This window comes from Mycolicibacterium agri (assembly GCF_002553505.1).
Classification (GTDB): domain Bacteria; phylum Actinomycetota; class Actinomycetes; order Mycobacteriales; family Mycobacteriaceae; genus Mycobacterium; species Mycobacterium agri.
On the sequence record NZ_PDCP01000015.1, the window covers coordinates 78,507 to 97,037 of the forward strand.

24 protein-coding genes are annotated in these 18,531 nt (G+C 66.3%); 15 read left to right on the forward strand and 9 right to left on the reverse strand.

What is annotated here, in order from left to right:
• The first annotated feature begins 206 nt into the window (after positions 1–206).
• From CQY20_RS10745 to CQY20_RS10760, 4 genes are read left to right on the forward strand one after another with little or no spacing between them, the layout of a single operon-like run.
• Positions 207–1,457, forward strand: coding sequence for a nucleotide sugar dehydrogenase (locus tag CQY20_RS10745; RefSeq protein WP_097940064.1), 1,251 nt, complete (start codon positions 207–209; stop codon positions 1,455–1,457).
• 45 nt (positions 1,458–1,502) lie between these two features.
• Entirely contained in the window at positions 1,503–2,813 is a 1,311-nt protein-coding gene (locus CQY20_RS10750; protein ID WP_097940065.1) for a glycosyltransferase family 2 protein, read from the forward strand.
• Positions 2,810–4,327: a polysaccharide deacetylase family protein gene (locus tag CQY20_RS10755; protein WP_163700777.1), complete on the forward strand. Its 1,518-nt coding sequence runs from the start codon at positions 2,810–2,812 to the stop codon at positions 4,325–4,327. The genes CQY20_RS10750 and CQY20_RS10755 overlap by 4 nt, the downstream gene beginning before the upstream one ends.
• Positions 4,328–4,349: 22 nt before the next feature.
• Entirely contained in the window at positions 4,350–4,583 is a 234-nt protein-coding gene (locus tag CQY20_RS10760) for a hypothetical protein (protein ID WP_097940067.1), read from the forward strand.
• Here CQY20_RS10760 and CQY20_RS10765 read toward each other — a convergent pair.
• Complete coding sequence (locus CQY20_RS10765) at positions 4,580–5,119, reverse strand: nucleotidyltransferase family protein (protein WP_097940109.1); 540 nt, start codon at positions 5,117–5,119, stop codon at positions 4,580–4,582. The genes CQY20_RS10760 and CQY20_RS10765 overlap by 4 nt on opposite strands.
• A 384-nt stretch (positions 5,120–5,503) precedes the next feature.
• Here CQY20_RS10765 and CQY20_RS10770 point away from each other — a divergent pair, with 384 nt between their 5' ends.
• On the forward strand, positions 5,504–5,854 hold the full coding sequence (locus CQY20_RS10770) for an STAS domain-containing protein (protein WP_308494439.1): 351 nt from the start codon (positions 5,504–5,506) through the stop codon (positions 5,852–5,854).
• Here the strand turns inward: CQY20_RS10770 and CQY20_RS10775 are convergent.
• Entirely contained in the window at positions 5,810–6,604 is a 795-nt protein-coding gene (locus CQY20_RS10775) for an RNA polymerase sigma factor SigF (protein WP_097940069.1), read from the reverse strand. The genes CQY20_RS10770 and CQY20_RS10775 overlap by 45 nt on opposite strands.
• On the reverse strand, positions 6,601–7,035 hold the full coding sequence (locus tag CQY20_RS10780) for an ATP-binding protein (RefSeq protein ID WP_097940070.1): 435 nt from the start codon (positions 7,033–7,035) through the stop codon (positions 6,601–6,603). The genes CQY20_RS10775 and CQY20_RS10780 overlap by 4 nt, the downstream gene beginning before the upstream one ends.
• Before the next feature lie 115 nt (positions 7,036–7,150).
• Here CQY20_RS10780 and CQY20_RS35920 point away from each other — a divergent pair, with 115 nt between their 5' ends.
• Both CQY20_RS35920 and CQY20_RS10790 read left to right on the forward strand, forming a co-directional pair.
• Positions 7,151–7,285 (forward strand): hypothetical protein, encoded by a 135-nt coding sequence (locus CQY20_RS35920; protein ID WP_097940071.1) that lies wholly within the window; start codon positions 7,151–7,153, stop codon positions 7,283–7,285.
• Positions 7,286–7,343: 58 nt separating this feature from the next.
• Complete coding sequence (locus tag CQY20_RS10790) at positions 7,344–8,354, forward strand: DNA topoisomerase IB (RefSeq protein WP_097940110.1); 1,011 nt, start codon at positions 7,344–7,346, stop codon at positions 8,352–8,354.
• Here the strand turns inward: CQY20_RS10790 and CQY20_RS10795 are convergent.
• Positions 8,351–9,598 carry a glycosyltransferase gene (locus tag CQY20_RS10795; protein WP_097940072.1) on the reverse strand — a complete coding sequence of 416 codons (1,248 nt, stop codon included), beginning with the start codon at positions 9,596–9,598 and terminating at the stop codon, positions 8,351–8,353. The genes CQY20_RS10790 and CQY20_RS10795 overlap by 4 nt on opposite strands.
• A gap of 161 nt (positions 9,599–9,759) precedes the next feature.
• On the opposite strand from CQY20_RS10795, the gene CQY20_RS10800 reads away from it, so the two are divergent.
• The 6 genes from CQY20_RS10800 (at position 9,760) to mbp1 (ending at position 12,759) form a co-directional block, all read left to right on the forward strand.
• On the forward strand, positions 9,760–9,957 hold the full coding sequence (locus CQY20_RS10800) for a hypothetical protein (RefSeq protein WP_097940073.1): 198 nt from the start codon (positions 9,760–9,762) through the stop codon (positions 9,955–9,957).
• A 77-nt stretch (positions 9,958–10,034) separates the two neighbouring features.
• Positions 10,035–10,475 (forward strand): hypothetical protein, encoded by a 441-nt coding sequence (locus tag CQY20_RS10805; RefSeq protein ID WP_097940074.1) that lies wholly within the window; start codon positions 10,035–10,037, stop codon positions 10,473–10,475.
• Entirely contained in the window at positions 10,475–11,704 is a 1,230-nt protein-coding gene (locus CQY20_RS10810; protein WP_097940075.1) for an NRAMP family divalent metal transporter, read from the forward strand. Before CQY20_RS10805 ends, CQY20_RS10810 begins: the two co-directional genes overlap by 1 nt.
• Positions 11,701–12,102, forward strand: coding sequence for a hypothetical protein (locus CQY20_RS10815; RefSeq protein ID WP_097940076.1), 402 nt, complete (start codon positions 11,701–11,703; stop codon positions 12,100–12,102). The genes CQY20_RS10810 and CQY20_RS10815 overlap by 4 nt, the downstream gene beginning before the upstream one ends.
• Before the next feature lie 4 nt (positions 12,103–12,106).
• Positions 12,107–12,430: a hypothetical protein gene (locus CQY20_RS10820; protein ID WP_234816189.1), complete on the forward strand. Its 324-nt coding sequence runs from the start codon at positions 12,107–12,109 to the stop codon at positions 12,428–12,430.
• A gap of 92 nt (positions 12,431–12,522) precedes the next feature.
• Positions 12,523–12,759, forward strand: a complete 237-nt coding sequence (mbp1, locus tag CQY20_RS10825) for a microaggregate-binding protein 1 (RefSeq protein WP_097940078.1) — start codon at positions 12,523–12,525, stop codon at positions 12,757–12,759.
• A 55-nt stretch (positions 12,760–12,814) separates the two neighbouring features.
• Here mbp1 and usfY read toward each other — a convergent pair whose 3' ends face one another.
• From usfY to CQY20_RS10840, 3 genes are all read right to left on the reverse strand, one after another.
• The gene (gene usfY / locus CQY20_RS10830) at positions 12,815–13,123 is read right to left on the reverse strand and encodes a protein UsfY (protein ID WP_097940111.1); all 309 of its coding nucleotides are present in this window, start codon (positions 13,121–13,123) and stop codon (positions 12,815–12,817) included.
• An 86-nt stretch (positions 13,124–13,209) separates the two neighbouring features.
• Entirely contained in the window at positions 13,210–13,836 is a 627-nt protein-coding gene (locus CQY20_RS10835; protein WP_097940079.1) for a flavodoxin family protein, read from the reverse strand.
• Between the two features lie 14 nt (positions 13,837–13,850).
• A complete protein-coding gene (locus CQY20_RS10840) occupies positions 13,851–14,219 on the reverse strand; it encodes a hypothetical protein (RefSeq protein WP_097940080.1) in 369 nt (122 codons plus the stop codon).
• Between the two features lie 105 nt (positions 14,220–14,324).
• Here CQY20_RS10840 and CQY20_RS10845 point away from each other — a divergent pair, with 105 nt between their 5' ends.
• A complete protein-coding gene (locus CQY20_RS10845; protein WP_097940081.1) occupies positions 14,325–14,897 on the forward strand; it encodes a restriction endonuclease in 573 nt (190 codons plus the stop codon).
• On the opposite strand, the gene lat is transcribed toward CQY20_RS10845, so the two are convergent.
• Both lat and CQY20_RS10855 read right to left on the reverse strand, forming a co-directional pair.
• Complete coding sequence (gene lat / locus CQY20_RS10850; protein WP_097940082.1) at positions 14,894–16,228, reverse strand: L-lysine 6-transaminase; 1,335 nt, start codon at positions 16,226–16,228, stop codon at positions 14,894–14,896. The genes CQY20_RS10845 and lat overlap by 4 nt on opposite strands.
• A gap of 220 nt (positions 16,229–16,448) precedes the next feature.
• Positions 16,449–16,928, reverse strand: coding sequence for an Lrp/AsnC family transcriptional regulator (locus CQY20_RS10855; RefSeq protein WP_097940083.1), 480 nt, complete (start codon positions 16,926–16,928; stop codon positions 16,449–16,451).
• A 42-nt stretch (positions 16,929–16,970) separates the two neighbouring features.
• Between CQY20_RS10855 and amaB the strand changes: the two genes are divergently transcribed.
• A complete protein-coding gene (amaB, locus tag CQY20_RS10860; RefSeq protein WP_097940084.1) occupies positions 16,971–18,512 on the forward strand; it encodes an L-piperidine-6-carboxylate dehydrogenase in 1,542 nt (513 codons plus the stop codon).
• Positions 18,513–18,531 lie beyond the last annotated feature (19 nt).

An 18,531-nucleotide genomic window follows, 5' to 3' on the forward strand; every position in this document is an offset into this window, starting at 1 on the left:
CTACTTGAAAGTGAAACGGTCTGTTATTTTCGTACCCGTAACTTCGATTTCAGCAAACTATCTAGTTGCTATCGGCAACGGAGCTGAAACCGAGGCCCGCCCATCGAAGGAGGCTGCACGTGCCGGTTGAAGAGAAGCTGGCATCGGCCACGAGAAGTGTTCACAGGCCAGAACGGGGAGAACAGTCGAGACAGTCAACACGCGCGATGTCCTTCGCGGTGGTCGGACTGGGCTACGTCGGACTGCCGACGGCGCTGAGTCTCACCGGCGACGACGTCGAACTCATCGGGTTCGACATCAGCGAAGCGCGGCTGCACGCCATCCGGTCCGGCCGGGTCGACCTGCTGCCCCGTGACGTGCACCGCCTGCATGACGCACTGGCCGCCGATGCGCTGACGCTGACGGCCGAGCCGGCGCAACTGGCGGCCGCCGACGTGGTGCTGATCTGCGTGCCGACGCCCGTCGACCACCACCTGACGCCGGACTTGGGCGCGCTGCGCGGCGCGTGCGACACCGTGGTCCGGCACGCGAAGGCCGGCCAGACCATCGTGTTGACGTCCACCACCTACCCGGGCTGCACCCGCGACATGCTGGTCGAGCCGCTGCAGGCGCGCGGATTCGCCGTCGGCCGCGACGTTTTCGTGGCGTTCAGCCCCGAGCGTATCGATCCCGGCGTCGACGAGCATCGCCCCGAAATGACACCGCGCGTCGTCGGCGGCGTGACGGCACAGTGCAGCGCGAAGGCCGCCGAGGTGCTCGGGCGCACCGCGGCAGTCCTCCACATGGTTTCCTCACCGGAGGCCGCCGAGATGACCAAACTCGTGGAGAACTCGTTTCGCGCCGTCAACATCGCACTGGCCAACGAATTCGCGTCTGCGGCACGCGAATTGAGCGTCGACGTGATGGAGGTCATCGGCGCGGCGGCCACCAAGCCGTACGGCTTCATGCCGTTCTATCCGGGGCCGGGAGTCGGCGGTCACTGCATTCCGTGCGATCCGCACTACCTGCTGTGGCAGCTGCGCGCCCAACGCACGTCGTTGCCCGTGATGGAGTCGGCCATGACCGCCATCTCGCGCAGGCCGCTCGATGTCGTCGACGAGGCCCGCCGCGTGCTCGCCGACCGGGGAAAGCCGTTGCGCGGCGCACGGGTCCTCGTCGTGGGAGTCGCCTACAAGCCCGGTGTGGCCGACGTGCGGGAGTCGCCTGCGCTCCTCATCCTCGACCGGCTGATCACCGAGGGCGCGCACACCAGCTTCACGGACCCCGAGATTCAGCTTCTCCGCACGCCGGACGGGCACGAACTGCTCGGCCACGCCAAACCCGATGAGTGTCAGTGGGATCTGGTCATCGTGCACACAATTCATCCCGGCGAGCAGCTCGACTGGCTGGCCGAACAGCCCGCGGTGCTCGACAGCACATACCGAATGACGCAGCTCGAGCAACGCCATGTCATCTGACCGCCGCCCACCGGTGGCCGCGGCGAACCACAGCGAAGGGATCTCATGACACTGCTCGCCGCCCCGCCGCCCCGGCACGCCGAGCCGCACACGCCGCGCCGGGCATCCGAAAACACGCTTCGCGCAGTGCTTCTCATCGCGCTCGTCGCGATCGTATTGACGATCTGCGTGCAGAAGATCGACAGCTTCGACAACCTGCGGCGCGACCCGTTCTGGGCCGTCTACAGCATCGTGGTGACGACGTTCATCTTCTCCCGCTTCGTGCTGGCCTGGCTGTACCGCGTGCCCCCGCCCAGCGCCGCGATGACATACCGCCCCACCGTGGCGATCATCGTGCCCGCATACAACGAACCCGACATCGCCCGCACGCTGCTCGCGTGCCTGGGCGCCCATTATCCGGCCGACCGGCTGCGCGTTGTGGTCGTCGACGACAAGTCCACCGACGACACGCTGCAACGGATCAACGAGGTCGCGGCCGCCCACCCGGAGCTGGTGGTGATCGAGTCGGAACGCAACCGCGGCAAGCGCCACGCCATGGCCACGGGGATCGCGGCCGCGGGCGACGCCGAGATCCTGGTCTTCATCGACTCCGACTCACGCGTCAGCGCCGGCGCCGTCAAACGGCTTGTCCGCTACTTCGCCGACCCGACGGTCGGCGCGGTCGCAGGCCATACCGATGTCGCCAACAAGGATGTCAACATCCTGACCCGGATGCAGTCGATGCAGTATTACATCGCGTTTCGGATCTACAAGTCGGCCGAAGCGTTGTTCGGGGCGGTGATGTGCTGCTCAGGCTGCTTCTCGGGCTATCGCCGCAAAGCCGTCGAACCCGTCCTCGACGCCTGGCTAAATCAGCGATTCCTCGGGCGGCCAAGCACTTTCGGCGACGACCGCAGCCTGACCAACTTCCTGCTGCCCCATTGGCGGGTGCTGTATGCGCCCGACGCGCAGGCCTACACCAATGTCCCGGAGCGGCTCCAGCAGTTCCTGCGTCAGCAGTTGCGGTGGAAGAAGAGCTGGCTTCGGGAAGCGCCGCGGGCGGCGAGGGCGGTGTTCCGCAAGAACCCGGTGGCCGTGCTGATGTTCGGCCTGAGCCTCGTTCTGCCGCTGCTTGCGCCGCAGGTGGTGTTGCGGGCGTTCGTCGTCCAACCGCACTTCATCAGCCAACTGCCCTACTGGTATTTCGGCGGCGTCGCGGCGATGGCCATCATCTACGGCCTGTACTACCGCATGAACAAGCCGGACAAGCGCTGGTATCTGGGAATCTTCTTCACGATGTTCTACACCGTCGTCCTCGTGTTGCAACTGCCGTATGCGATGGCCACCATCCGCGATTCGAAATGGGGAACCCGATGAGGCGTGTGCGCGCGGCGCTGTGGGGGCTGCCGTTCATCGTTGCCGTCGCGGCGTATCTGGTGTTGCCCGGCGCGCTGCAGTGGCGCCATGCCGCCGCGCTGGCCGCTGCGCACCTGAACATCGTCGAGCAGGTCCAGACCGAGGTTGCGGCAAGCGATCCCGTCCTGGCGGCCCGCCTCGCCGCCGCCAGTACCAGCAGTCAGGCGCCGCCGATCGCGTTGACCTATCACGACATCGGCTATCACGGCGACAAATACACCGTCACCCCTGAGGCGTTCGCCGCGCACATGCAACTCATCCACGACGCGGGATGGACCACGCTGACCAGTGCGCAGATCCGCGACTGGCTGCGCGGGACACCGCTTCCGCCGCACAGCGTGATGATCACATTTGACGACGGCGCCCGCGGCGTATGGAAGTATGCCGATCCGATTCTGGCCCGCCACAATCAACACGCCACGGCATTCGTCATCACCGGCTTCGTCGGCACCCACGCCCCGTACTACATGACGTGGGACGAGTTGACCCGGCTGCACGCCAGCGGGCGGTGGGACCTCGAGGCGCACACGCACCTCGGGCACGTGCAAGTCCCCGCCAGCGCCGAGGGCGAAAACAGACCGTTCCTGACCACGCTGCAGTACCTGCCTGAACAGCGCCGGGTGGAGACCTCCCAGGAATACCGCGCGCGGGTCGAGGCCGACCTGAAAGAGTGCAAGAACCAGTTCGTCGTGCACGGTCTGCCCGAGCCGACGCTGTTCGCGTTCCCGTTCTCCGCTCATCAAGACGACGCCGAAAGTACCGAAATCCTCCAAGATCTCGTCACCTCGAACTACGCCGCGGGCATGCTCGACCAAGCCGACGCGGTCACCGTCACCACCAGCGATCATCAGTCGCAAGGCAATATCGCGCGGATGGACATGACCTACGATGTGACGCCGGAGATCCTCGCCGATCGGATGATCGCGGCCAGTCCGCTGGAACCCGCTGCCGCACAGCCGCTGTCGGACACCGGCGAGTGGATGACATCCGAACGACAGCCAGCCAGCGTCAACGTCGTCGACGGCAAGCTGATCCTCGACCCCGGCGCCGGCCGCGATCTTTCGTTGCAGTACGCGCGCTACCGAAGCTCGATGTGGGACACCTACACCGTCTCGGCCGACATCGGCACCTTCACGCACTCGGCAGACGGCACCACGACGGGACTGACTGTGCTGGTGGGCGATTCGCGTCACGAAGTCCAGCTCAGCGTTAGCAGCCAGGCCTACCACATCAGCCAGGGGTACCGCTCCCCCGTCGTCGTCGCGGCAGGGCCGCTGCCGCCTGCGCCGTCCTACCACGCGGTGATAGCGGTGACCCCGGAGCAGGTGGTGGTCACGATCGACGACCAGACGGTTGCGACGGTGCCCGTACGGTCGGAGAAGCCGCACGCGACCGCGGGCGGAATCTCGGTCAGTGCGCACCGCAAGTACGCCGACAGCCCGGTGCCGGTCATCGCCAATCTCGAGATCGGTTGACCTACCCCTACGATGGGCAATCGTGGAACCGGTGGAGATCAACGCCGGCGCCTGGTACCTGCGCGGAGTGCAGGCCGACACCGGCTATCGATGGGACGTCTGCGAGCCCATCACGGGTGAGGTGGTCGCCGCGGTGACGCTCGACCCCGCGACCGGTTTGATCGGCATGCAGGCGCAGCCCGGGCACGCCGAGGCCGCCCAGACCGCGGCGGATGCCGTGCGCAGATTCGCCGACGCCGCGTTCGGCGACACCTAACGTTCGTCGATATCGCGTCCGGTCGCCAGGTCCGCGCAGTCCACGCTGACGACGTCGGTGCGGGCGGCCAGGAAGGACCGTGCTCCTTCGTCGCCGTGCAGCGTGTCGAGCAACCGCGACCAGTACTTGCGCGCGATGACGACGGGATGGCCCGGCCGGTCGCCGAAGCGGGCGCGCGCCAAACCCGACGCCGACGCGCGGGCCGCGTCGAGCACCCGCGAGACGACGGCCGCGTCGATGTCGGGGGTGTCGACAGTGTGCAGAACGGCGTACTGCGCCGGGCCCGGCTGCAGCGCCGTGATGCCCGCGCGCACCGAGGCGCTCATTCCGTCGGCCCAGTCACTAGCCACCACCGCGCGGGCAGGTGGTGGCACATCGACGAGCGCGGCGCCGAGCACCACCACGACGTCGTCGCACCCGCCGCCGTGTAGCGCGCCCACCGCCGATGAAAGCCACCGCCCCTCGTCGGCGAGAACCTTCGGCATTCCATAGCGAATGCCCGCGCCCGCAGCGAGCACGACTCCGCCGATCGACATGTCGACCATTGTTACCGATTGCGCAATTCGGCTGTGTTTGGTTCGCATTCAGGATTTTTCATGTTTCTGATGAATACGCCGGGCTGACCGGGCTTTCTAAGAATTGTCGAAACCGATTGAGGAACGGACGCCGGTGGGCGTAGGGTCAAGTCAGGTTGAGTTCACAGCCACGGGCTACGTCATCGACGTGTAGGACGAAGAACTCCCTGCACCGATGGGCTTTGAGGACCCAGGGCCTGAACTTTTGACGTGACCACAGTCCGAAAGATTTCGACTGATGGAGTCACAGACATGTCCACTGCATTTAGGACCCCTCGCCCTGTTGACCGCAGGCAGAACCACACCGCAGCGTTTTCGACACGGTGGCCGCAACCCTCGCTGGCCGTGATCACCGCAATCGGCGACTTAGACGCGTCGAACGCGGCCGAATTCGTCGACTATGCACTGCAAGACGTGGAGCGGACCAAGCGCTTGACCCTCGACCTGACCGGCGTCGATTTCTTTGCCACCGCGGGCTTTTCCGCTCTACACACGCTCAACGTTCGATGCGCGAGCGCGGGGGTGCAGTGGGTTTTGGTGCCCAGCAACGCGGTTCGCCGTCTGATGCAGATCTGCGATCCGGATTCCACGCTGCCCGTCGCCAACACGATGTCCGCGGCGCTGAGACTGCTTGCGGCTGATCAGCGTCGGCTACTGAAGTTGGTCACGGAGCCGAGCGAGGGACTTGGCGAGTAGCCGCGACACGTGCATCTGTGAGATGCCGACGCGTTCGGCGATCTGCGTCTGGGTCAGCGACTCGAAGAACCGCAGCAGCAGCACGGTGCGCTCCCGCTCAGGCAGCGACTCTAACAACGGCCGCAGGGCTTCCCGGTTCTCGATCTGGTCCAGGCTGGTGTCGACGTCACCCAAGGTGTCGGCGATCGCAGGCGCGTCCTCGTTGCCGCTGCCGCTGCCGCCGCTGTCGATGGAGAGCGTGTTGTACGAGCTGCCGGCGATGAGCCCCTCGACGACCTCGTCGCGGTCCATGCCGAGTTCGGCGGCCAGTTCCGACGCCGTCGGCGCGCGGCCCAGCCGCTGAGAAAGCTCGGCGGTGGCCGCCCCGAGCCGCAGGTGCAGTTCCTTGAGGCGCCGCGGCACCTTGACCGACCAGCTGTTGTCGCGGAAGTGTCTGCGGACTTCGCCCATGATCGTGGGCACCGCGAACGACACGAAGTCCGAGCCGGCGTCGACGTCGAATCGGATCACCGCGTTGACCAGACCCACGCGGGCCACCTGCACAAGGTCGTCGCGCGGCTCACCGCGGCCGTCGAACCGGCGGGCGATGTGGTCTGCCAAGGGCAGGCAGCGTTCGACGATGCGGTCGCGCTGCCTGCTGAACTTCGGTGAGCCTTCGGGCAACCCCTGTAACTCGCGGAACATGCCAGCGACATCCGCGTATTCGGAGGTCGGCCGTGACGACGAAGCCTGGGATGACTGCCGAGTCACCGCAGCGAACTCGCTCTCCTCGTCGTCATTGAGATCCCGAATATGTGGCCCTCTTCGGCGGCTTGGCCGTCCTGGAACGTCTTCACCTCATCGGTCAGCGAACTCAGCACATGCCAGCTGAAGCTGCCGGGCGTCAGGATGTCGTGACTCTTGCAGGTCGTCGACGCCTCCACCACGACTTCCGTTTCGCGTGGATCCACGACCAGCACCAGAACCGAGTCCGGCATGGCCGAACGGATCAGCCGCGTGCATGCCTCGTCGACAGCCAGCCGCAGGTCGGAGACGGCGTCGAAGTCGAGATCTTCGAACGTGCCGATCGCGGCGACGACGGTGCGCACCACCGCCAGGTTCTCCAAGTGGGCGGAGACCCGTATCTCAATGGAACGGTCACCGCGCTGGTGTCCGTTCTCGTTATTCTCGACGTCGGCCATGTGACCTCCCGGCAATGTCGACCCGACACTACTCCAAGTGGTGTGCCAGCTAACCATCGGCACTCCTGCGAGCGGCCCGCGTGTGGGGCCCCCACCGGCCGGGTATCACACCACAATGAACGACCTCCAGCGACCGCACACCGTGCGGCGCATCGTGGTCACCGCGGGCGTCGTACTCGCCGCACTGATTGTGGCTGTGGCGGCGGTGTACGCGGTGGCGTTTCTCATCCTTGCGCCCTTGATGCAGTGACATCGATGACATCGCTGTCTGATACCCACCTCGGGCGAATCTGTAACGGCAGGTGTGCATGCGTCTTCGCCGAAGCGAAGTGAGCGGGCCCGGCCTCCGGCGGGTCCGGCGCGGCCGCGGCTTCTCCTACCACGATCAAGATGGCAAGGCGATCACCGATGACGCCACCCTGGCGCGTATCACGGATCTGGTCATCCCGCCGGCGTGGAAGAACGTGTGGATCTGCCCGTATCCGAACGGCCACATCCAGGCCCTCGGCACCGACGCGGCAGGCAGGCGCCAGTACCTCTACCACCAGAAGTGGCAGGAGGAACGCAGCGAGGAGAAGTTCGACCGCGTGCTGGAGATGTCCAAGGCGCTGCCTGAGATGCGCGCCCATATCGCCGCCGATATGCGGCGCCGCAAGCTGGACCGCGACCGCGTGCTGGCCGTCGCGCTGCAGCTGCTCGATCTCGGCTACTTCCGGGCGGGCGGCGAGCAGTACGCCGAGGAGAACGAGTCGTTCGGGATCGCGACGCTGCTGTGCGAGCACGTGACGGTGCAGAAGCAGGCCGTCGAGTTCGACTTCCCGGCCAAGAGCGGTGTGCGGCGCACCCTGCTCATCGAGGACGCCGACGTGGTGCGTTCGGTCCGCTCACTGCTGCGTCGCCCCGAGCGCACCGAGCGACTGCTGGTGTGCCGGAACGCGACGGGCTGGGTCGACCTGCGCGCCGACGATCTCAACGCCCGGTTCAAGGAACTCGTAGGCGACGAGTACACCGTCAAGGACCTGAGGACGTGGCACGGCACGGTGCTGGCGGCCGCGTCGTTCGTCGACGCCGACCCTCCGGTGAACAAGACAGTGATCAAGCGCGTGGTCGCGGCCGTCATGAAGGAGGTGGCCGAGGAACTCGGCAACACTGCGGCCTTCGCGCGCGGCTCCTACGTCGACCCGCGGGTGGTCGAGGGCTACCAGAAAGGCATGACCATCGCCGCCGCGGTCCGCCGCGCCAACCGCGTCAAGCGTGTTGTCGAGCGGCAGGCCGTATTGGAGAGCGGCACCGCGCGACTGATCCGCAAGGTGCGCTAGTTCTTCTGCCGCGAAACGGAATCCGCGCAGGCGCTCACTCGCACTTTCTCTGCGCGGATTCCGTCTCGCGACGGGGCTAGTGGCTTGTCGGGACAGAGCTTCTCGTAGATGCGGGCGGTGTCGGAGGCGACGCGGTCCCAGGTATATCGCGCGCATACCCTGTCGCGTCCGGCAAGGCCCAGGCTCTGCCGCAAGAACGCGTCACGGAGCAACGGCTTGATCGCATCGGCGATGTCGCGCGGACTGCGCGGTGGAATCAGCTTGCCGGTCACGTCGTGCACGACGGTGTCCAGCATGCCGCCGACGGCCGAGGCCACCACGGGCACACCGCACGCCATGCCTTCGAGCGCGACTACGCCGGACGCCTCATACCAGGGTGTGCAGGCGACGATGTCGGCCGACCGCAGGAGCGCGGGCATGTCCTGTTGGGCCACCGGGCCGGGCAGGCGCACCCGCCGCGCGACGCCGAGTTCGGCGGCTAGCGCCCGCAGGCGGCGGGCCTCGGGGTCGGCGTCTAGTTCCGACGCATCAATGCCGCCGACGATGACGAGCTCGGCGCTCGGAATGTGCGGCATCGCCCGAATGAGGTCATCGAATCCCTTGTGCGGCAGGGGTTTTCCCACGGCGACGATGCGGTGCTTGGCTTTCTTTGCCGTCATAGGTCCATCCGGCGTGAATCGCTTCTCGTCGACGCCGCATGGCACCACCGAGATCCGCGCGCGGGAACGGCCAAGGCGCATCAACTCGAGTTGTTCTTCGGTGCAGGTGGCCGCGACCCACGCCGCTCCGCGCGCAACCGCGGCCTCCAGCCGCAGTCGATGCTGCGGACTGGCATCGATGCCGCCGCGGTGACGTTTCTTGACCACACCGAGCTCATGGAAGGTCTGCACCGCGGGCAGGCCGAGGTGACGAGCCGCCAACTGAGTAGCGATGCCCGACGTCCAGTAGTGGGCGTGCGCTACATCCGGCCGGTCGGATTCCCACCGGGTATCCAGGTATCGGGCAAACGGACCCATGTGCGCGAGCCGTTCGTCCTCGGGTAGGTGCTCGGGCGGCCCGGCGGGCACATACACCACGGTGTATCCGCGTGGCGTCGCCATCTGCTCCGGTAGATCCGGGTCGTCGCGGCGGGTGTACACCGTCACCTCGTGGCCGTGGCGCGCCAGTGCCGCCGACAGCTCCGCGACGTGGATACCATCCGTATCCGCGCCGCTCGCCTGCTCGGAGACCATGGCGATCTTCACTGCGCCGCCTGTATGTGGACAGCCACCTCAGTCGCCTTGCCCGCAGGTGGCTGAGGGTAAACGTGGTGCGGACGAGTGTTCGCAATGTGACCTTGAAGTGCTTCGTATTGCGGATGCGTGGGCACAGGTTGCGATTCGCTGGCAACGGGTACTCGGCGGCCATGCCAACCGATGCCCCGTTCGACGAAGTACCCGTCGCCGACGCCGTCGAGCAGCAGCAGGACACCGCCGAACCTGTGCCCGACGAGGAAGCCGCTGTTACGCCACCGGCCAATGTGCCGCTCGAGGCGCCCGACGCTGACTGGCAGGAGCAGCTCGAAGAAGTCGTCGACGATCCCGACGAGAGAAGCAATGACTGAGCCCTCTAGGCGCAACCTGTCGCCCTACGACGGGGAGCGGCTCGCCCCGGTTGGGGGCAAGACGCTTCCGGGCTGATATGCGCGCCCGAACAGCACTGGTTCTGGTGCTGTCACTTATCTGCATCGGCTTGTTGCTCACCCGCTGCCCGGCCAACCGCGACGGCATGTCGGGTCAGCTCGCCCAGGCCATGGAGGAGACGACGGCGGCGGCCCGAAGCGGTGCGCTGGCGCTCGACCTGTGGACGCAGCAGCGCTCCACAATGCAGCTGACAAGCGTGCAACTGTCCGACGCCCGTGACGATGTGCTGCGGGCCTACAAAGGCATCGCCGACCTGGAAGCCGATGACGTAGCCGACTTGCAGCGGCAACGCCTGTTGACAGACGCGATGACCGCGATCATCGGTCAGCTCAATGCGGCAAGAGGCCTCATCCGGACGATCATCACGCAGCCGAGTGCGGAGCAGGCACGCGATGACTTGCTGGCGGCCGCGGATGGCCTGGAAAGTCGCTACCGCTGATGCGTAAGCTCTTTTCGGTCGCGCTCGGCATTCTCACTGCCATCGGAGGTTTCCTCGACATCGGCGACCTGGTCACCAACGCCGTCGTCGGATCGAGGTTCGGCCTGGCCCTGGCGTGGGTGGTGCCCGTCGGGGTGCTGGGCATCTGCCTCTACGCCAACATGGCGGGACGCGTGGCGGCGGTCAGCGGCCGCGCCACCTTTGAGATCATCCGCGAGCGGCTCGGACCGCGCGCGGCCGCCTCGAACCTCGTCGCCTCTTTCTTCATCAATCTGATGACGCTGACAGCCGAAATCGGCGGCGTGGCACTGGCCCTCGAACTGGCGACCGACGTCAGTCCGATGATGTGGATTCCCGTTGCCGCGTTCGCAGTGTGGGTGGTGGTCTGGCGAGTGAAGTTCTCCATCATGGAGAACGCCGCAGGCCTGCTCGGCCTGTGTTTGATCATTTTCGCCGTCAGCGTGTTTGCACTGCACCCGAATTGGGGCGATCTGCTCCATCAGGCGGCCGCACCGGTGATACCCCAACAGGAGTCGGCGGCGACCTACTGGTACTTCGCGATCGCACTGTTCGGCGCCGCGATGACGCCCTACGAAGTCTTCTTCTTCTCATCGGGCGCTGTCGAGGAAGGATGGAGCATACGGGATCTCGGGACCTCACGGCTGAACGTGATAATCGGCTTCCCGCTGGGCGGTATTTTATCCATCGCCATCGCCTCATGTGCGACGATCGTGTTGCTGCCCAACCAAATAGAAGTGACATCGCTGTCGCAGACGGTAATGCCGGTGATAACCGCGGGCGGCAAGCTGGCGTTGGCATTCGCCATCGTGGGAATCGTCGCGGCAACCTTCGGTGCGGCCCTGGAAACCACCCTGTCCGGCGGCTACATCCTGGCGCAGTTCCTTGGCTGGACGTGGGGCAAGTTCCGCCGCCCGACAGAGGCGGCCCGGTTCCACGTGGTGATGTTTGTTTCCCTCATCGCCGGTGCCGCAGTGCTTTTCACCGGTGTCGATCCGGTCATGGTCACCGAATACTCGGTGGTGTTCTCGGCGATCGCGCTTCCTCTGACCTATCTGCCGATCCTCATCGTGGCCAACGACGCCCAGTACATGGGCGACGAGACCAACGGAAAGGTGACCAACATGTTCGCGTCGGTGTACCTGGTCATCATCCTGGCCGCGTCGCTGTCGGCGATCCCGCTGATGATCGTCACCGGAGCGGGCCAATGAGTGGTGCCGAATTGCCAATCAAGCGCTATCGGGGTCACCTCGTCGACGCACGACTACACCTGCTCGACCGGCAGCTGCTCGATCACCGCGGCGACCCGGTGGGCATCGTTGACGACCTGGAACTCGACGGAGTGCACCCAGGCCGCAATATCGACGCCGATGCACCTGCGCCACGGGTGACCGCGTTGCTGTCCGGCAAGGTGGTGGCGACCCGCATCCTCGGTGGTTGCCCTCCACGGTCCCGGCTGCACGAAATCCGCTGGCAGTTGGTCGCATCGGTGGGTGTGGTGGTGAAGTTGAAACGAACCGATGAGGTCATCGACACGAATTGGGTGGAGCAGTGGTTGCGTGATCACATCATCCGCCGCATCCCGGGAGCAAAGCATGCAGCTGAGTAGGTTCTTGGGACTGCGGGTGATTGACGCCGGCTCACATGCGGTGGGAACCGTCATCGACGTGCGGCTGGTGATCGCCGGCGATCTTCAGAACGATCCGCCGGTGCCGCGGATTTTCGGTTTGGTGATCAGTCCGCGCACCGAGTCGTCTTTCCTCGGCTATGAGCGGAGTACGGCCACCGCACCGTTGCTCTTGGCACGCCTGCTGCGCTGGCGGCACCGCGGCACTTTCCTGGCCTCCTGGGACGACGTCGCACGTGTCGATGACGAGAAAATCATCCTACGGCCCGGATATACCCGCTTCTCAGCGGTTTTGCCGGGCAGCGACTGAGGACGCGTTTAGCGGTCCGGCCGCTCGGGAACCCATGTCGTGTCCCTACAGCGGGGCATTTTCACGGCCATCCAATAACACAGAGGTGAAGCATGACTGAGAAGAACAGCGGCCCGCAGGAGGCCGTCAAGGGCACCGTCGAGGACGTCAAGGGTAAGGCCAAAGAAGCGGTCGGCACCGTAGCGGGCCGCAATGACATGGTCGAAGAGGGTAAGGCGCAGCAGGACAAGGCCGACGCCCAGCAGGACGCCGCCAAGAAGGAAGCCGAGGCCGAGGCCGCCCGCAGCGGCGCAGACGCCGCCGAGAAGCGGCAGCAGGCTAATCAGTAAACAGGACTAAGCGATAGGGTCCCGGCCGGTGAAACCCCGGCCGGGACTTTTCGTGTCAGCTGGTCGGCCGTTGCCGAGGCGCGTTGGGATGTTCTGCATACCAACGCTCTTCGATGTCGCGCACCCGTCGGTGCTCGATGGCCAACCACACCAATCCGATCACGAAACCGGCCACGGCGACCGAAACGAGCGAAAGGCCGGTGCTGTGGTGGTGCGTGCCGAAAGCGGCAAGCGAGCCCACGAACAACACCAGCGCCAGCCCGATCACGATCAATGCGGGAATGGTCCTGGTGTCGGTCATTGATTCGCCGGCATGCGGGCGCGTCGTCCTGGCATGGTCGACGGGATCCTTAGGGCTTTTCATGGCTTCTCCTTCCGCCATACCCTCTGCCCGTTACGGGGATGACTCAACGGTAGAACCGTCCGCAAGCGGGTGCTAGGGAATGGACATCACTGCTGGCCGGGGAACTGACCGCCGCGCAGCAGGCCGGCCAGGTGGGCGGCATTACGGGCCGCAGTGGCGGTGGTATTCGAGACCTGCTCGGGCACCTCGGCGAGGTCGGCATAGTCGGTGCTGTGCATCGCTTCGCCGGTCCAGTAGGTGTTGGCTTGCGCGGCGAACGAGAAACCGATGTCGTTGAGCCCCTGCGCACAGTCGGCGAACACCTTGTGCGCGCCGTCCTCGTTGCCCACCACCGCGACGACGGCAACCTTGCCGAACATGATCGGCCTGCCCTCGTCGTCAGTATTGGACAACTCGGCGTCGAGCCGCTCCATGACGCGTTGCGCGATGCTGGACGGATGACCCAGCCATATCGGCGTCGAGAGCACCAGAATGTCGGCGTCCAAGACGCGCTGCCTGATCTTGGGCCATTCGTCGCCGTCGCCCATGTCGGCCTCGACGCCGGGCAGAATCGAATAGTCGACGCAGCGCAAGATGTCGGTTTTGACGTCGTGCTTGCGCAGCTGCTCGCAGACGTGTTCGGCCATCACCGCGCTGCTCGACTCGGCGGGACTGCGTTTCAGGCTGCACACCAACGCGATTGCGTTGAGCGGCCGCTGCGAATCTGTCGGCATATCACGCCTTTCAGCTAGAGCACAGCGATGGCGGGTGCGGCCTTGACGAGCACCAACGACATCGCTGCCATCAGGAACCAACCCGCCCCCTGCCACGGCCACCAGACTCCGCGCTGACGCCGGAGCTGGAACGTGCGGACGAACGCGCGCACGCCACCGAGGAACAAGAGGGTCGGTGCGCCGAGGGCGAGCAGAGTTCGTTGCGGTGCACCGCACGCGACGGCGTCGAAGGTCGACCCGCCACAGGTGCCCACCCAGATGTCGGCGGCCACCAGGAACAGGACCGCCGCGATCGCCACTCCGATACTGAACCGGGCCGCGTCGCGCATGCAGTCGCGCACGCCGACGTCGTGATGGCGCAGATCATCGGGAGTGCGGTACACGCGTACTAATTGCCCCGGGTGAGTGCGCGGTAAACCTGGGAAATCGCCGGTAGCGACGGCGCTGGTGCCGCCGATGTGTCCGGGGCCTTAACTACGATTCGCCTCGTGAGGCGCGCCAGGGTCAGGCTGTATCTGGTCGTCGGTGCGGCCTCGGCGCTGACCGCACACCTGCTCGGTGCGCCCCTGGTGTGGAGCGCGGTGGCCGGGGTCGTCGCGCCCGCCGTTCTGGCCGCGGCGCCGAGGTTTCTGCTGGCGGCCGTCAAGGGGGCTTTCACGCCGAGCCCCGGGGAGTCGCCGGCGGCGTCGGTGATGTCGGGCACGGAGTTCGAGGATCACGTCGCGCGGATCGCGCGATCCTGTCGGGTGCCCGTGATCATGACGTCGGTGACCGGCGACTGGGGCGTCGACCTCGTGGTCGGCCATCGCCCCGAACGCCTTGCGGTGCAATGCAAACGGCAGTCCCGGCCGGTCGGCGCGAGCGCCGTGCAGGAGGTCGTCGCGGGGGCGCCGATGCACGGCTGCACGAAGACGATGGTGGTCACGAACCACGAATTCACGCCCGCCGCAGTCAAACTCGCCGAGCTGCACGGCTGCGAACTGGTCAGCGGCGCCGATCTTCCTCGGCTTCGGTCGATCATCCGACGGCTGACTACGCCGTCGTCACCGACGACGCCTTAGCGCAGCGCGTCCCGCACGGCCTCGACGGCCTGGTCGATCTCGTCGCAGGAGACCGTCAGCGCAGGGCGGAAGCGGACGCTGTCGGGCCCGCTGGCCAGCATCACGACATGGCGGTCCCACAGCTTGCGGATCAACTCGTCACGCTGGGCGCCGGTCGGCAGGCTGAACGCGCGCATCAGGCCGCGGCCGCGCACGTCGCGCACCAGATCGGGGAACTCGGCGGCCAACTCCAGCAGCCGCGTGTGCAGATAGCGGCCGGTGTCGGCGGCGTTCTCCATCAGCCCGTCGACCTCGATGACCTCGAGGATGCGCCGCGAGCGGACCATGTCCACCAGGTTGCCGCCCCACGTGGAGTTGATCCGCGAGCTGACCGCGAACACGTTGTCGGCCACTTCGTCGACCCGACGGCCGGCCATCACACCGCACACCTGGGTCTTCTTGCCGAACGCGACCACGTCGGGAGCGACGTCCAATTGCTGGTAGGCCCAAGGGGATCCGGTGATGCCGCAGCCGGTCTGCACCTCGTCGAAGATGAGCAGCGCGTCGAACTCGTCGCACAGCTCGCGCATCGCCGCGAAGAACTGCGGCCGGAAGTGCCGGTCACCGCCCTCGCCCTGGATCGGCTCGGCGATGAAGCAAGCGATGTCATGCGGGTGCGCTTCGAACGCCGCACGGGCTTGGCGCAGCGACTCGGCTTCAAGCGCGTCCATGTCGGCGCCTGGACGGATGTAAGGCGCGTCGATGCGCGGCCAGTCGAACTTGGGGAAACGCGCGACCTTGTTCGGGTCGGTGTTGGTCAGCGACATCGTGTAGCCGCTGCGGCCGTGGAAGGCGCCGCGCAGGTGCAGCACCTTGGCGCCGAGCGCCGGATCGATACCGCGTGCCTCGTTGAACCGGCTCTTCCAGTCGAACGCGACCTTGAGGGCGTTTTCGACGGCCAACGCGCCGCCGTCGACGAAGAACAGGTGCGGCAGCGCCGGGTCGCCGAGGACACGGACGAACGTGTCGACGAACCGCGCCATCGGAACGCTGTAGACATCGGAATTGCTCGGCTTGTTCACCGCCGCCGCGGCCAGTTCGGCGAGAAACTCCTCGTCCTGCGCCAAGGCGGGGTGGTTCATGCCCAGCGCCGACGAGGCGAAGAACGTGAACATATCGAGGTAGCGCTCGCCGGTGCGGGCGTCGACCAACACCGACCCCTTCGACCGCTCCAGATCGAGGACGAGGTCGAGGCCGTCGGCGAGGATGCTGCGCGCCAGTACCTCACGCACATCCTCCGGGTGGATGCCGTCAGCGTGGATATCGGCAGCGGGTGTCAAGACAGCGGTCATATAGCCATCATAACGGATTTTTTACGGTGCTTTGACGTCTAAGCCGCAGATATTCCTGTCCCGGCCGATCTCTGCGCGAGCTGGGCCACACCACAGGTAGGGGAACACCGATGCCCGGCAAAACCCCAGGTGGAGGCGGACCTGCGCGTCTGCTTGCGGAAGGACGGGTGACCGCCCCATCGGCAAGCTTTCCCGCCTGAAGGCACTTTGGCCGGAATAGTTACGGTATGTACTGCCTGCCCTCGTAAAAAGTCTGTAGGATGATCGTGCTCCGGGTCCTCACGTTGGCCGCGGTGCGGATGCGCTGGAGCAAGTCTTCGAGCGCCCGCGCCGAGCTGACCCGGACCAGCAGCACATAGCTTTCGTCGCCCGCCACCGAGTGGCAGGACTCGATCGCCTCTATGTGTTCCAGGCGGGCGGGAGCATCATCGGGTTGAGACGGATCGAGAGGGGTTATGGCCACGAACGCCGACAGCATCTGTCCGACCGCTTCCGGGTTGATGTGCGCCCGGTATCCGGTCACGACCCCGCGCGACTCCAGCCGTCGCACCCGCGACTGCACTGCAGACACCGACAAACCCGTCCTGGCCGCCAGATGCGCCAGTGTGGCCCGCCCATCCGCGACGAGTTCGCGCGCCAGCGTGCGATCGATGTCGTCGAGCGGCACCTGGGGCTGGGGGTGTTCGACGGGTTCACCCATGGCCGAACTGTATCCGAGTGAGCTCTACCAGAAAGCATCATCATGACCAGCGTTCAGACATCACAGCTTCCGACGGCCGAGGACCTCCGCGGACGCGCCCGCGCGGCACTGCAGGCGCTCGGGTGTCGCGTCGAACTCGGCGAGCCCGGCGCCCACGGTGTACACGCCAGCACCCCGATCACCGGAGACGTGCTGTTCACCATCCCGGAAACCACGCCGGAGCAGGCCGACGCGGCGATTGCCGAAGCGGCACAAGCGTTTACCACGTGGCGCACGACGCCCGCACCAGTGCGCGGCGCGCTGGTGGGCCGGCTCGGCGAACTGCTCGTCGAGCACAAGGCCGAGCTGGCCACCCTGGTCACCCTCGAGGCGGGCAAGATCACCTCCGAAGCGCTCGGTGAGGTGCAGGAGATGATCGACATCTGCCAGTTCGCCGTCGGCCTGTCGCGGCAGCTGTACGGCAAGACGATCGCCTCCGAGCGGCCAGGGCACCGGTTGATGGAGACGTGGCACCCGCTGGGCGTCGTCGGCGTCATCACCGCGTTCAACTTCCCCGTCGCGGTGTGGTCGTGGAACGCCGCGATCGCGTTGGTCTGCGGCGACACCCTGGTGTGGAAGCCGTCGGAGTTGACGCCGCTCACCGCGTTGGCGTGCCAGGCGCTGGCCGAGCGGGCCGCCGACGATGTCGGGGCGCCGCGCACGGTCAGCCGGCTGATCCTCGGCGGGCGCGAAGTCGGTGAACGGCTGGTCGACGACCCGCGGGTGGCGCTGCTCAGCGCGACGGGCTCGGTGCGAATGGGCCAGCAGGTCGGCCCGCGAGTGGCCCAGCGCTTCGGCCGCGTGCTGCTGGAACTCGGCGGCAACAACGCCGCCATCGTCACGCCGTCGGCCGACCTGGAACTCGCGGTGCGCGCCATCGCGTTCTCGGCAGCGGGTACGGCGGGCCAGCGCTGCACGACGCTGCGGCGGCTGATCGTGCACCGCTCGATCGCCGACGGACTGGTCGAGCGGATCGTGTCCGCGTACCGGCAGCTGCCGATCGGCGACCCGTCGGTCGAGGGCACGCTCGTCGGCCCGCTCATCCACGAGAGGTCCTACCGCGACATGGTCGGCGCCCTGGAACGCGCCCGCGCCGAGGGCGGCGAGGTGTTCGGCGGTGAACGCCACGACTTCGGGGAAGGCTCCTTCTATGTCGCGCCTGCGGTGGTGCGGATGCCCTCGCAGACCGAGCTGATGCACGAGGAGACGTTCGCGCCGATCCTCTATGTCGTCACCTACGACGAGTTCGATGAGGCGATCGCTTTGAACAACGCGGTCCCGCAAGGGCTTTCCTCGTCGATATTCACGCTCGACATGCGGGAGGCCGAACGGTTCATGGCGGCCGACGGTTCCGACTGCGGCATCGCCAACGTCAACATCGGCACGTCGGGCGCGGAGATCGGCGGCGCGTTCGGCGGCGAGAAGCAGACCGGCGGCGGTCGCGAATCCGGATCGGACGCTTGGAAGGCGTACATGCGCAGGGCGACCAACACGGTGAACTACTCTTCCGAATTGCCGCTGGCCCAAGGTGTGCACTTCGGCTGAGCTCCCGCCGATTGTGCGG